The sequence below is a fragment of the Erwinia sorbitola genome, assembly GCF_009738185.1.
Lineage (GTDB): Bacteria > Pseudomonadota > Gammaproteobacteria > Enterobacterales > Enterobacteriaceae > Erwinia > Erwinia sorbitola.
Genome location: NZ_CP046509.1, coordinates 1287926 through 1301834 on the forward strand (window position 1 = coordinate 1287926; position 13909 = coordinate 1301834).

The 13909-nt window shown below is 53.3% G+C and carries 12 protein-coding genes and 2 tRNA genes; 7 read left to right on the forward strand and 7 right to left on the reverse strand.

Features of this window, described 5'->3' with window-relative positions; translation table 11 throughout:
• Positions 1-101: 101 nt before the first annotated feature.
• A tRNA-Ala gene (locus GN242_RS05815) sits at positions 102-177 on the forward strand.
• A gap of 50 nt (positions 178-227) precedes the next feature.
• Positions 228-303 (forward strand) — tRNA-Ala (locus tag GN242_RS05820).
• 175 nt (positions 304-478) lie between these two features.
• On the opposite strand, the gene GN242_RS05825 is transcribed toward GN242_RS05820, so the two are convergent.
• Positions 479-1663: a NupC/NupG family nucleoside CNT transporter gene (locus GN242_RS05825; RefSeq protein ID WP_154754038.1), complete on the reverse strand. Its 1185-nt coding sequence runs from the start codon at positions 1661-1663 to the stop codon at positions 479-481.
• 437 nt (positions 1664-2100) lie between these two features.
• On the opposite strand from GN242_RS05825, the gene GN242_RS05830 reads away from it, so the two are divergent.
• Positions 2101-3339: an Nramp family divalent metal transporter gene (locus tag GN242_RS05830; RefSeq protein ID WP_154754037.1), complete on the forward strand. Its 1239-nt coding sequence runs from the start codon at positions 2101-2103 to the stop codon at positions 3337-3339.
• A 78-nt stretch (positions 3340-3417) separates the two neighbouring features.
• On the opposite strand, the gene GN242_RS05835 is transcribed toward GN242_RS05830, so the two are convergent.
• Positions 3418-3777: a DUF2502 domain-containing protein gene (locus GN242_RS05835; RefSeq protein ID WP_154754036.1), complete on the reverse strand. Its 360-nt coding sequence runs from the start codon at positions 3775-3777 to the stop codon at positions 3418-3420.
• A 166-nt stretch (positions 3778-3943) separates the two neighbouring features.
• On the reverse strand, positions 3944-4933 hold the full coding sequence (gene mgrA / locus GN242_RS05840; protein ID WP_154754035.1) for an L-glyceraldehyde 3-phosphate reductase: 990 nt from the start codon (positions 4931-4933) through the stop codon (positions 3944-3946).
• Positions 4934-5138: 205 nt separating this feature from the next.
• On the opposite strand from mgrA, the gene GN242_RS05845 reads away from it, so the two are divergent.
• Both GN242_RS05845 and glk read left to right on the forward strand, forming a co-directional pair.
• On the forward strand, positions 5139-6791 hold the full coding sequence (locus tag GN242_RS05845; protein ID WP_156287040.1) for an alpha-keto acid decarboxylase family protein: 1653 nt from the start codon (positions 5139-5141) through the stop codon (positions 6789-6791).
• Between the two features lie 93 nt (positions 6792-6884).
• The gene (gene glk, locus GN242_RS05850; protein WP_154754033.1) at positions 6885-7850 is read left to right on the forward strand and encodes a glucokinase; all 966 of its coding nucleotides are present in this window, start codon (positions 6885-6887) and stop codon (positions 7848-7850) included.
• A 29-nt stretch (positions 7851-7879) separates the two neighbouring features.
• Here the strand turns inward: glk and GN242_RS05855 are convergent, their stop codons facing one another.
• The 3 genes from GN242_RS05855 to GN242_RS05865 all read right to left on the reverse strand — a co-directional run bounded on the left by GN242_RS05855 (position 7880) and on the right by GN242_RS05865 (position 11757).
• Positions 7880-8608, reverse strand: a complete 729-nt coding sequence (locus tag GN242_RS05855) for a LytR/AlgR family response regulator transcription factor (protein ID WP_156287041.1) — start codon at positions 8606-8608, stop codon at positions 7880-7882.
• Positions 8609-8622: 14 nt separating this feature from the next.
• Complete coding sequence (locus GN242_RS05860) at positions 8623-10305, reverse strand: sensor histidine kinase (RefSeq protein ID WP_154754053.1); 1683 nt, start codon at positions 10303-10305, stop codon at positions 8623-8625.
• 213 nt (positions 10306-10518) lie between these two features.
• Complete coding sequence (locus GN242_RS05865) at positions 10519-11757, reverse strand: DUF1479 domain-containing protein (protein ID WP_156287042.1); 1239 nt, start codon at positions 11755-11757, stop codon at positions 10519-10521.
• A gap of 123 nt (positions 11758-11880) precedes the next feature.
• On the opposite strand from GN242_RS05865, the gene GN242_RS05870 reads away from it, so the two are divergent.
• Positions 11881-12408, forward strand: a complete 528-nt coding sequence (locus GN242_RS05870) for a GNAT family N-acetyltransferase (RefSeq protein WP_154754030.1) — start codon at positions 11881-11883, stop codon at positions 12406-12408.
• A gap of 124 nt (positions 12409-12532) precedes the next feature.
• Positions 12533-13768, forward strand: a complete 1236-nt coding sequence (gene alaC / locus GN242_RS05875) for an alanine transaminase (RefSeq protein ID WP_154754029.1) — start codon at positions 12533-12535, stop codon at positions 13766-13768.
• A 43-nt stretch (positions 13769-13811) separates the two neighbouring features.
• Here the strand turns inward: alaC and ypdK are convergent, their stop codons facing one another.
• The gene (gene ypdK, locus GN242_RS05880) at positions 13812-13883 is read right to left on the reverse strand and encodes a membrane protein YpdK (RefSeq protein WP_156288194.1); all 72 of its coding nucleotides are present in this window, start codon (positions 13881-13883) and stop codon (positions 13812-13814) included.
• Between the last annotated feature and the right edge of the window lie 26 nt (positions 13884-13909).

A 13909-nucleotide genomic window follows, 5' to 3' on the forward strand; every position in this document is an offset into this window, starting at 1 on the left:
GGCTTTTTCAGCGATCACTCTCAGATCGGTATTTTACCGTTGACACTCACCGCGCTGTTTCATATTATCCCCGCCGTCAACACGACACAGTTTTTCGGCTTGGGGGTATAGCTCAGCTGGGAGAGCGCTTGCATGGCATGCAAGAGGTCAGCGGTTCGATCCCGCTTATCTCCACCAAATCTTCACCAGCAGATTAGGTGGCACCGAAGAACTGAGAGTTTAGTAGTGGGGGTATAGCTCAGCTGGGAGAGCGCTTGCATGGCATGCAAGAGGTCAGCGGTTCGATCCCGCTTATCTCCACCAAATTCTTAAAACCTGATGATTTATCCCATAATCTGCTTAGGCGGATTTTTTTTCGTCTGTTTTTTCTGCCCGGAGCGGAGCTATTGCTGCTGAAGTATTCAGGGGGATAAAACAAAAAGGGCGACCGGATAACCGATCGCCCTCTCGCATCATGCTCTTAAAGCCTGGCAGGCTGTCAGAGCACCAGTCCGGCAATAGAGGCTGACAGCACGCTCACCAGCGTTGAGCCGTACAGCAGCTTCAGGCCGAAGCGTGATACCACGTTACCCTGTTCTTCATGCAGCCCTTTAATCGCCCCGGCAACAATACCGATAGACGAGAAGTTGGCGAAGGAGACCAGGAACACCGACAGGATCCCTTCAGCGCGTGGTGACAGAGTGGTGGCAATTTTTTGCAGATCCATCATGGCTACAAACTCGTTAGAAACCAGCTTGGTTGCCATAATACTGCCCACCTGCAACGCTTCGCTGCTCGGCACGCCCATCACCCAGGCAAACGGGAAGAACACATAGCCGAGGATACCCTGGAAGCTGATACCAAAAATGGTATCAAACAGGGCGTTGATGGCGGAAATCAGCGCAATAAAACCAATCAGCATGGCGGCAACAATCACTGCCACTTTAAAACCGGCGAGAATATATTCACCCAGCATTTCAAAGAAGCTCTGGCCTTCATGAGTGTTACCCAGCTTCAGGTCTTCTTCACTATCCACGCGATACGGGTTAATCAGCGACAGCACAATAAAGGTACTGAACATATTCAGCACCAGCGCGGCAACCACGTACTTCGGCTGAAGCATGGTCATGTAGGCGCCGACAATCGACATTGACACCGTTGACATCGCCGTTGCGGCCATGGTGTACATGCGGCGCTCAGACATCTTGCCGAGGATATCTTTATACGCAATAAAGTTCTCTGACTGTCCCAAAATCAGTGAGCTTACAGCATTGAAAGACTCCAGTTTACCCATACCATTAACCTTCGACAGCACGGTACCGATAGCGCGGATGATAATCGGCAAAATGCGGAAGTGCTGAAGAATACCGATCAGCGCTGAAATAAACACGATAGGGCAGAGGACGTTAAGCCAGAAGAAGGCCAGGCCTTTATCACTCATATTGCCGAAGACGAAGTTTGTCCCTTCCGCCGCGTACTTCAGCAATTTTTCGAACAGGTCGGAGAAACCTTTGACGAATCCCAGACCTGCTTCCGAGTTGAGGAAGAACCAGGCCAGCAGAACTTCGATGACTAAAAGCTGTACGACAAACCGGACACGGATGTTTTTACGATCGCGGCTGACCAACAAGGCCAGCAGGGCGACCACCGCCAGTGCCAAAGCAAAGTGAAGAATGCGGGACATATTTGCTCCAAATTAGAGGGCTGTTATATTTCGTTGCACATTCTATGTAACAAGAACCGGAAAAACGAGATCTATACCGCAATATAACAATTACCTATTGCACAAGATTTCAGAAAAGCTTGAGGCGTCACATGTTTTCAACGGTTTCTGACCGTTTGCGTTACGGTCTTGCACTTTATGCTCGATTCACTCATCTCTTGCAACACTCTTTCGTTGAAAAAATGACCCGCTCGCTGGCGCAGGATTTACTCATACCCTAGAGTAAAAGAGGTTGCTGATTTTTTAGCAGTGCCGTAATTTACCTTAAAGTATAGCAATTGCTATACTTTATAGTACTGGCTATCGCAGTGATAAACACAACCTTTCTAAATGCACTTGATAATCATTATCAACTAAAGGCACTATGTTGCAGGTATATCGTTTCAGGGGTAAAAACTATGCTCGAAAGCCGCACTGTGGAGCAGAACGTCCGCAGTAGTCGTAAAATAAAATTTGCCTTAATGGGGCCAGCCTTTATCGCGGCAATCGGCTATATCGACCCCGGCAACTTTGCCACCAATATTCAGGCCGGGGCCTCCTACGGCTATACGCTGCTGTGGGTCGTCGTGTGGGCAAACATCATGGCGATGGTTATCCAGCTGATGTCGGCCAAACTTGGCATCGCCACTGGCAAAAACCTGGCGGAGCATATCCGCGATCGTTTCCCGCGCCCGGCAGTATGGTTTTACTGGGTGCAGGCGGAAATTATAGCCATGGCAACCGATCTGGCTGAATTTATAGGCGCAGCAATCGGCTTTAAACTGGTGTTCGGCGTCAGCCTGTTACAGGGGGCGATGCTTACCGGGGTGGCGACTTTCCTCATTCTGATGCTGCAAAGTCGCGGGCAAAAACCGCTGGAGCTGGTGATCGGCGGTCTGCTGCTGTTTGTTGCTGCCGCCTATGTGATTGAGCTGTTCTTCTCTCAGCCAAAAGTCGTCGATCTGTTGCAGGGAATGGCGGTGCCTTCACTGCCAACGGCGGATGCGGTACTGCTGGCTGCGGGCGTGTTGGGGGCAACGATTATGCCTCATGTCATCTATCTGCACTCATCGCTGACGCAAAAAAATGATGGTGCCACCCGCGGCGAACGCTACTCCTCTACCAAACTGGATGTGGCGGTCGCCATGACCATTGCCGGTTTTGTGAACCTGGCAATGATGGCAACGGCAGCGGCAGCCTTCCACTTTAGCGGCCACCGCGGCATTGCCGATCTTGACCTCGCCTATCTGACCCTTGACCCTTTGCTGGGTAAAGCGGCGGCGATGGTATTTGGTCTGAGCCTGCTGGCGGCGGGATTGTCCTCTACGGTGGTGGGCACGATGGCAGGGCAGGTGGTGATGCAGGGCTTTATCCGCTTCCATATTCCACTGCTGGTGCGTCGTGTGGTGACCATGCTGCCCTCCTTTATTGTGATTATGGCGGGCTGGGAACCTACGCGTATTCTGGTAATGAGCCAGGTGCTGTTAAGCTTCGGGATTGCGCTGGCACTGATACCGCTGCTGGCCTTTACCGGCAACCGTGAACTGATGGGCGATATGGTGAACTCGCGTTTGATGCAGAATATCGGGCGCGCCATCGTCGTCGTCGTGGTGGCGTTGAATGGCTATCTGCTGGTCGCGATGGCGATGGATCTCTAAGCCGGGGCGTTATAAGTTCTGAAGACTTCAACTTGCAGCAAACGTAACCGCAGGTTGAAGTCTGTATGACCGAAAAAATTACCAGCGGCCGTGGTCATGATGCCGGCGTTCATTTTCATGATGACGCCATTCGCGGCGGCGATCGTGGTCGCGCCAGCGCCGCTCTCTCTCCCACTCATGCTGACGGCGCATCTCTTGATGGCGACGCCACTGCTCGTGTCTCCACCAGCGTCCTTCATTGTAGCGATAGTTGTTGCGCCACCAGTGATTATCGCGCCAGCCACCGCCGTCCCAGTAACGGCCACGATCGTCACGATCGCCCAGATGCAGAGAAATACCGGGTGCAAGGGTAATACTGGCATTGTCGGCGTATGCTGTGTGCGGCACCAACGGGGATAAACTTGCCAGCAAAGTGGCAACAAGCAATAAGCGTTTCATATTATCTCCTTTACCGGTGGCCTGACTTCGCCACCGTAGCTGCACAATATAAAGAGATCGTCGCTATTACGCCTGGTGAACTCTGAAAACAGGGGAAATGTGAGCAATTGGGATTTATCTGGAGGGGAAGGCCAGCCCGCATCAGCAGGCCAGCCGTATGGCAGGACTAACCTAAGATAGTGTCGATCTCTGCCAGCTCATCCGCGCTGAAACTGCGGTTGTCCAGCATCTGCACTGCATCATCAATCTGGCTGGTTTTACTGGCACCGATAAGCACTGAGGTTACGCGATCGCCACGCAGCACCCAGGCCAGCGCCATTTGTGACAGCTTCTGACCGCGACGGGCAGCCAGCGCATTCAGGCGTTGCACCTTATCCATCTTCTCCGGTGTCAGCTGATCCCCGCTCAGGAAGCGACTGCCGCTGGCTGCACGGGAATCCTCAGGAATGCCGTTAAGATAACGGTCTGTCAGCACGCCTCCCGCCAGCGGCGAAAATGCGATGCTGCCGACGCCATTATCCGTGAGTACATTCAGCAGGGCCGCTTCCGGTGCACGCTCAAACATCGAATACTTAGGCTGATGGATCAGACAGGGCGTGCCGAGTTCTTTCAGCAGTGCAATCGCCTGCGCTGCCAGTTCGGCCGGGTAGTTCGACAGCCCGACGTACAGCGCTTTACCCTGACGCACCAGATGGTCGAGGGCGGTCATGGTCTCTTCCAGCGGTGTTTCTGCATCCGGGCGGTGGTGATAGAAAATATCCACATACTCTACGCCCATACGTTTCAGACTCTGATCCAGGCTTGAAATCAGATACTTGCGTGAGCCCCAGTCACCGTAGGGGCCATCCCACATGGTGTATCCGGCTTTACTGGAGAGCACCAGCTCATCACGATAGCTACGGAAATCTTCACGCAGAATACGGCCAAAGTTCTCTTCGGCTGAACCCGGTGGCGGCCCGTAATTATTGGCCAGATCGAAATGAGTGATACCGTTATCAAAGGCATGGCGGAGTAGCTCACGACTGTTATCCACCCGGGTACTGTCGCCAAAGTTATGCCATAAACCGAGAGAGATGGCCGGAAGTTTAAGGCCGCTGCGCCCGCAGCGGTGATAGGTCATTTTCTCATAACGTTTGGCATCTGCTTGATAAACCATGAATAAATCCTGTTTTAAAAACGTGGGGGCATTGAACAGCATAGTAGTGTATACGGTTACACTAAATGAAATCGCGCCACGGATCGCAACTTAAGGATAATTCCTGGGCCGTAACGATCTGTTGCCATTTACCCCCCGGCTTTTTCGCTAACAGAGTGAAAATAATCGCTAATACTCAGGTTAAGTGCCTTAGAGGAGCAGCGCGATGAATAGCTATACCGTGGGTGACTATCTGCTTGCGCGTTTAAATGAGATCGGTATCGATCATCTGTTTGGTGTACCGGGCGATTACAATCTGCAATTTCTCGACCATGTGATTGACCACCCCCGGCTGGCATGGGTGGGATGTGCAAATGAGCTGAATGCTGCCTATGCCGCCGATGGTTATGCTCGCTGTCGTGGCGCAGCGGCGCTGCTCACCACCTTTGGCGTGGGTGAACTGAGCGCCCTTAACGGTGTGGCGGGCAGCTATGCGGAATATCTGCCGGTAGTCCATATCGTCGGTGCGCCGTCGCAAACCTCGCAGAATAACGGTGAGCTGCTGCACCACACGCTTGGGGATGGTGATTTCAGTCACTTTCTGCGTATGCAGCAGGAAATTTCTGTCGCCAGCAGCGTATTGAGTGCCGATAACGCAGCGGCCGAAATTGATCGTCTCTTAATCTGTGCCTTAACCGAACGTCGTCCGGTTTATCTGCTGCTGGCGACCAATGTGGCAGAAAGCCCGCTGTCGCCGCCAGCCGCTCCCCTGGAGTTGACTCCCTCTGTCGATCGTGAACAGCTGTCTGCGTTTGCAGACGGCGCGGAAACCCTGCTGGCTGCTGCGGGAAGCGTGGCGATGCTGGCGGATTTTCTTGCTGACCGGGCCGGGCAGCACGCCCGTTTACAGCGCTGGCTGACGGAAGTACCGATGCCGTTTGCCACACTGCTGATGGGCAAAAGCGTACTGCCGGAAAGCCAGCACGGCTTTGCCGGTACCTATGCCGGGGCTTCAAATGCGGAGAGCACCCGGGCGGTAATTGAGCAGAGCGATGTGCTGATTACCATTGGGGTGAAATATACCGATACCATCACGGCTGGTTTTACCCAGCATATTACCCGCAGCCGTACTATCGACGTCGGGCTGGATCATTGTCGAATTGCCGATCGCGAGTTTAGAGGGATACCGATGGCGGCAGCGCTGGAAGTGCTGCATCAGCTGGCGCTTAAGTATGGTGGTAACTGGCAGCAGGGGATTATCGCCCCTCCGGAACTGGAAAACATCAGTTCAGACAGCCTGACGCAGAGCACTTTCTGGCAGGCGATACAGGACTTTCTGCGTCCGGATGATATTGTGCTGGCCGAGCAGGGAACCGCAGCTTTTGGTGCCGCCGCGCTTCGCCTGCCTGAAGGCGCCCGCCTGCTGGTGCAGCCGCTGTGGGGATCGATTGGCTATACGCTGCCTGCCGCTTTTGGCGCACAAACCGCACAACCGCAACGGCGCGTGGTGCTGATAATCGGTGATGGTTCCGCCCAGCTGACGGTGCAGGAACTGGGGACGATGCTACGCAACGGGCAAAATCCGGTGATCTTCCTGCTTAATAATGAGGGTTACACCGTTGAGCGGGCGATTCACGGTGCCGGGCAGCGCTATAACGATATTGCCCGCTGGGACTGGACGCGTTTGCCCCAGGCGCTGAGTGTTGACACCCAGGCACAGAGCTGGCTAGTGACGCAGACGGTACAGCTGCGCGACGTTATGGCACAGCTGGAAAACAGCCCGCGTCTGTCACTGGTTGAGGTCGTACTGCCGCAGATGGATATGCCCCCGCTGCTGGCTTCAGTAACCCGCGCCCTGCATCAACGCAATAGCAGCTAAGGTGTAAATGCCTTAATTCAGATGTCGCCTTGATGCAACGCGAAATTTTTTGGGTATAGTGTGTTTAATTGACATGATCGGAGCAAAACAATAATGACCAGCTATGCCCTGGTAGGTGATGTTGGCGGCACAAATGCGCGCCTGGCACTGTGTGAAGTTGAAAACGGTGCCATTTCACAAGCCAAAACTTTTTCCACAGCAGAATATGACAATCTGGAAGCGGTGATCCGCGCTTATCTTGAAGAACAACAAAAAGAGATTAAGCATGGCTGTATCGCGATTGCCTGTCCGATCACTGAAGACTGGGTTGAGATGACCAACCACGACTGGGCGTTCTCTACCAGTAAGATGAAAGCCAGCCTCGGTTTCGAGACACTGGAAATCATTAATGATTTCACTGCGGTATCAATGGCGATCCCGATGCTCAAAGAAGAGCATGTGATGCAGTTCGGCGGCCAGGCGCCGGTGCAGGATAAACCTGTGGCGGTCTACGGCGCGGGAACGGGCCTCGGTGTGGCGCATCTGGTACATGTGGATAAGCGCTGGGTCAGCCTGCCGGGTGAGGGCGGTCACGTTGATTTTGCTGCTAACAGCGAAGAAGAAGATCAGATTCTGGAAGTGCTGCGCGAAGAGCTTGGCCATGTTTCTGCCGAGCGCGTTCTCTCCGGCGGCGGACTGGTGAACCTCTATCGGGCGATTGTTAAATCAGATGACCGGGTGCCAGAAAACCTGAAACCCCGTGATGTCACGGAGCGTGCCTTGCAGGATACCTGCACTGACTGCCGCCGTGCACTGTCAATGTTTTGCGTTATCATGGGCCGTTTTGGCGGTAACCTGGCGCTGAATCTTGGCACCTTCGGCGGTGTCTATATTGCAGGCGGCATCGTTCCGCGCTTCCTGGAATTCTTCAAAGCTTCCGGTTTCCGCGCGGCGTTTGAAGACAAAGGGCGTTTTAAAGACTATGTCTCCGGAATTCCTGTTTATATGATCACCCACGATCAGCCAGGTCTGCTGGGCGCGGGTGCACACCTGCGTCAGACACTCGGCCTGGTGCTGTAAACCCTTCTGTCTGACCCCACTGATGCGGCCTACAGCCGCATCAGCTGACGAAACTCTTTCACCTTACTGCGGCTCACCGGCACCTGGAACTCAAGATCGCGCAGCTTGAGAATATAGGTGTTATTAAACCATGGCTCGATCTCACGAATTTTGCTGAGATTGACGCAGTAGGAGCGGTGACAGCGAAAGAAATACTCATCCGGCAGCCGGTGACAAAACTCTGTCATATTCACCGACATCACATATTCCTCACGTCGCGTATAGACAAAAGTCAGCTTTTCATGGGCTTCCGTATAATAAATATCGTTAATATCAGTAACGATAATACGTTCGTCCTTCACCAGATTAACGGTATGCGGAGCAGGGCGTGTGGCTGCCGGGCTGAGTGCGGGATTATTCTGCACATGGTTTTCCAGCTTGCGCAGCAGGGTAATAATGCGCATCTCGGACCAGGGTTTCAGAATATAGTCAAAAGCCTCCAGTTCAAAAGCTTCGACCGCGTGCTCTTTATAGGCAGTAATAAACACGATCAGCGGCTTATTGGCGAATTTGCTGATATTTTGCGCCAGCAGCATCCCGTCCAGTGAGGGGATATTAATATCGAGAAAAATGACATCGACCTGATGAGTGTGCAAATATTTAAGCACATCCAGCCCGTCATCAAAGGTAGCGTCGATGGTTATCTGGCTGTGCTCGCGGATCAGCCAGCTCAACTCCTGCTGGGCGAGAAACTCATCTTCTACTATGATTGCTTTCACGTCACACCCCTGGTTCAGGCTATTGAAATAGTAGGTTTTTCTGGCAAACCTGCACCATTTTTACTGATATAAAAGGCAATCTCTGTGCCGGGATTCAGGCGGTGAATATGCAGCCCTTCACCGTACAGTAATTTCACCCGATGATGGACATTAAGCAGGCCGATTTTATTGCCCGGCATCTCGTTGCTCTCTACCCTGGCAATCACTTCTTCACTGATACCATGTCCGGTATCGCGCACTGCAATCCGTATCCTGTCCCCCAGGTCATGAATACTCAGCGTTACCACGCCTTTTCCCCGGAACGGATGAATACCGTGAACAATGGCATTCTCAACCAGCGGCTGGATCAACAGACTGGGCAGTGAGCAGCTCACATCCTCATCGATGTCGTAGATAACCGTCAGCTTATCGCCAAAGCGCGCCTGTTCAATGGCGATATAGTCCTTGATTTGGTACAGCTCTTTTTTTATATCGATAATCTCATCATCGTTCAGCTCAAGGTTATAGCGCAGATATCGCGACAGATTGGTAATCAGCTGGCGCGCGGTGTCCGGATTAATGCGAATGGAAGAGGAGATGGCGTTAAGCGCGTTAAACAGGAAATGTGGATTAATTTTGCTCTGCAAGGCGCGCAGCTCCGCCTTATTTGCCATTTCCCGCAGCTGTTCCGCGCGTGAAACTTCCAGCTGCGTTGAGATAATCTGCGACAGGCCCACCGCCATCTCTTTCAGCGACCAGGTGATGCGGTGTGCGTGACGGTAATAAATTTTCAGCGTGCCGGTGACTTCGCCTTTCTCCCAGAGCGGGATAACGATCATTGAGTGGATTTCTGGCGTACGATGCGCTTCATCATTGTTTTTAATGATTATTTTCCCATCAGAGATGGCCGTCGCGGTGGTCGGGCTGATGCCGTCGTTGCCGTTGCGATAGTTCTCCTCCCCCACGCCCACATAGGCAAGGATCTGGGTATTATTGGTCATTGCCACGGCATCGGCGTTGATATCATTGCGAATAATATGGCACACCTGACGCAGTGAGTGGCTGTTGACCTGGCGGAACAGCGGCAGGGTTTTATTGGCAATATCCAGCGCCAGCTTGGCCTGTCGGGCGGCAATCGCCTCTTTCTCTCCCTCAACGCTCTGTACCAGCAGCACAATCAGACCGATGCTGGATGCGCCGAGGATCATGGGAATAGCAATTTCCGTAATGATATCCAGCCCCAGCGCGGTAGGTGCAGCCCAGACCACAATAAGCAGCATGGTCAGGGATTCGCAGGCCATACCGCCGATAATCCCGATACTCCAGCGCTTCTCTTTGACCACCTTCAGGTTGATCCAGCCGGACACCACCCCGGCAACAATGCTGGTAATCAGGCAGGGAACGGACGTTACGCCATGGATATCGATCAGAAAACGGTGCAGCCCGGCGATAACCCCGGTAGCGATACCCACCCAGGGGCCAAACAGAATACCACCGGACATAATCGCGATAGTGCGCACGTTGACCAGCGAGCCTTCCACGTTGATACCGGTCCAGGTGCTGAACAGGGCAAACAGCGAGAAGATGGCGGTAACCGCGACCAGTTCCTGGCGTGAATGCTCATCTTTTTGTAACAGCTGGCGAAAATGACGGGTTCGGGTAATGAAAAACAGGCAGATTAGCATCAGCGCTGCGCGGTCAAACACGGCGAGCAACATTTCAAACATCGAATGCACGGGCGTCTCGGCTGGTGAGGATTTTGTGCTTATGATAGGGAAAGTGTGCGGAATGTGCCAGGCATCACAATTATTGATTGCGGTAACCAGCAGCGGGATCAATTTTTGGAATTTATTGGCACGTTGTTGTGTGCGTTATGGCTAAACATCAACCCCGCAGAGGGCAGGGCGTACCTTACCCCTGCGGGCCGTATGTTACTGCATCTGCTCTTTACCCAGCGGCGTAAAATCGTCTTCTGTCGCCCGCCCGACAAAATCCACTTCAAAATTATCAGCAGCAAAATCCGGCGGCGAAAGCCCGTCAACAAAGGCTGGCCACTGACGTTGCAGATAGGCGGCATTCTTCTCACACCAGGGCGCTGCGGCGATATACATCACATTACTGTCGAACTCACCCAGATGCTCATTCTCCACCGCATGAACCACATCACAGTGCCAGAACACCGTGTCTCCCGGCTCCATATCAGGAATAGAGGAAAAACCTTCAAGTAAAAGAGGATGGAACTTTTCGCTAACCGACAGGGCGCGTCCGGGGGCGGCACCGCACAGGTCATCCTCAGCCACATCATCCTGCAATGCGCGCAGTAAAATCCACGCCATCGCATTGGCAATTGGCAGTAGTTTCAACGTTCCGCCGTGCTGGCGCTGCGGCGTCAGTGCCGTCCATCCCTGGAAAGTGCGGAACATCGAGCAAACGGCAGGAGAGGGGAACTCGCGTACTTCGGTGCGCATCTCGGCGTCGAAAGGGTTATATTGCTGCCAGTTACCGCTAAAAACGTGACGGTAAACATGGCGGAAATTTTCATCCAGCCAGCGCTCCAGCGACCCGCCGTCAACGTGCGGCGACAGACCAAGCGAACCGGAATGCGGCGGGCGGCGGCGAATACGGTCGGCATAGCTGACGATGCGCGCAGGATCGAAATGCTGCGTGCCGTTGCTCTCGGTTTGCCAGAGAGAGTTAAGGAATACCTGCACGGCCTGCATGCGTGCATCCTGGCGTGCCTGCACCTGAGGCCGCGACCAGTAAACTCCGTAAATCTGCGGCTTACCCTGCTTCAGATCGCCAAAATAGTTGTCCTCGGCCGCATTTTTTAGCTTCTCAACAAACCGGTTCTCATCCAGATAGTGGCCGAGATCGTTATCCCACTGGCTGGCCTGATCGGGAGAGAAGACGCCGCGCACCACGCAACAGCCGCGCTGACGGATCAGATCTCTTTGCTGTTCAGTAACGCGATTATTCAGGACATCGCTGGCATCAAGCTGTGGAACCGGGTGTTCGCCTCGCTGCCGGGCAGCATTCAGGGCGCTAATCTGGCTGCGCATTTCGGCATCCAGCCCGGCAAAGACCTGACGATAATCAGGTAACTGCTGACGCAGCTGTTGTTTAATAGTGCGAATAGCATCCGGGATATTGTCAATTTTGAGAGGGTTCATTGTCGTTCTCCTGTGACAAATTCATTATCATTAGGTAAAACTGCGCAGCCATTACACGGCGGAAAAGCGGCAGGTAAAAGTGATGTGTTATTGGTGGTATTTCCCCTTTTAGCGAGACGGTATATGCAACTCACTACTGAGCGACTGGTTCTGACCCGACTAAAGCCGGAAGACTGGCAGCTGTTTCTGGCAGTACACAGCGATGAAACCTGCATGAAATTTATCAGCGCGGTGCCGCAGCTGGCTGATATCCGCCAGCGATTTAATGACCGGCTGGCGCCCTGGCAGGTAACGAGTTTTCATATGCTGTGCCTGGTAGTGCGGCTGAAAGAGAGCGGAAAGCCGGTAGGACTGATGGGGGCGAACCCGGAATGGGCACCGCATCGTCAGGCGGAAGTTGGCTATTCGCTTCTCAGCGACTGCTTTGGCCAGGGCTATGGCAGTGAGGCGCTGAGTGCGCTGTGTGACTTTTTGTTCCGCGAGTGTGAATTCCACAAACTGAAGGCGCAGGTGGTGGAAGGTAACTCTCCGTCACGCCGGGTGCTGGAAAAAAACGGCTTTATGCTGGAAGGCACGCTACGGGATAATTATCTGTTACGCGGTCAGTGGGTGAATGACTGGCTGTTTGGGCGCATTAATCCGCGCGGATAAAAAATTTTATTCTGCCTATCGACAGGTTACGGAAATGTAAGTTATGTTGATTCCTCGACCACCGCAGTGGTCAGCGTCGCTCGGATGGTCCGGGCGCTTACGTGAATCAGAGGATGCTATAGCTATGGCTGACAACAGTTCCCCACGCCGTTTTTCCCGTATTGAACGTCTTCCCCCGTATGTATTTAACATCACTTCCGAACTGAAGATGGCTGCACGCCGTCGCGGTGAAGATATTATCGATTTCAGTATGGGTAACCCGGACGGGCCGACGCCGCCGCATATCGTGGAAAAACTCTGCACCGTGGCGCAGCGTGAAGATACTCATGGTTATTCTACTTCACGCGGCATTCCGCGCCTGCGTCGCGCTATTTCACGCTGGTATGCCGACCGCTATCAGGTGGAGATCGATCCTGAATCGGAAGCGATTGTCACCATTGGCTCAAAAGAGGGGCTGGCGCATCTGATGCTGGCAACGCTCGATCACGGTGATACGGTGCTGGTGCCAAATCCCAGCTACCCGATCCATATCTACGGTGCAGTGATCGCCGGGGCGCAGGTGCGATCCGTACCGCTGGTGGCGGGCGTAGACTTCTTTAACGAGCTGGAACGCGCCATCCGCGAGAGCTACCCTAAGCCGAAAATGATGATCCTCGGCTTTCCCTCGAACCCAACCGCGCAGTGCGTAGAGCTGGACTTTTTCGAGCGGGTCATTGCGCTGGCGAAGCAGTACAACGTGCTGGTAATTCACGATCTGGCCTATGCGGATATTGTCTATGATGGCTGGAAAGCGCCGTCGATTATGGAAGTCCCGGGCGCGCGTGATGTTGCGGTGGAGTTCTTCACCCTGTCAAAAAGCTACAATATGGCGGGCTGGCGCATCGGCTTTATGGTCGGTAATAAAGAGCTGGTTGCCGCGCTGGCACGTATCAAAAGTTACCATGATTACGGAACGTTTACCCCGTTGCAGGTGGCGGCAATTGCGGCGCTGGAAGGGGATCAGCAGTGCGTGCGGGATATTGCCGAACAGTATAAACGCCGTCGCGATGTGCTGGTGAAAGGTCTGCATGAAGCAGGCTGGATGGTGGATAACCCGAAAGCATCGATGTACGTCTGGGCGAAAATCCCCGATCACTATGCCCACCTGGGATCGCTGGAATTTGCCAAACTGCTGTTACAGGAAGCGAAGGTTTGTGTGTCGCCGGGAATCGGCTTTGGTGATTACGGTGATACCCACGTGCGTTTCGCACTGATTGAAAACAGCGACCGTATTCGTCAGGCGGTTAGAGGCATTAAAGCGATGTTTCGTGCGGAAGGGATTTTAGCGAGCGCCACCAAAAGCAGTGAAGACGAGGTCTGAGCCAGTAAGGGTCAGGTTTTCCTGACCCCATAAACTTTTATCCCTACAGCATCAGATAAAAAGTACCCACCCAAATTAACAGGATAAAAGAGATTCCCATCAAAGCATATTTCACCGAACTACTCCTTTGAGCGTATACGG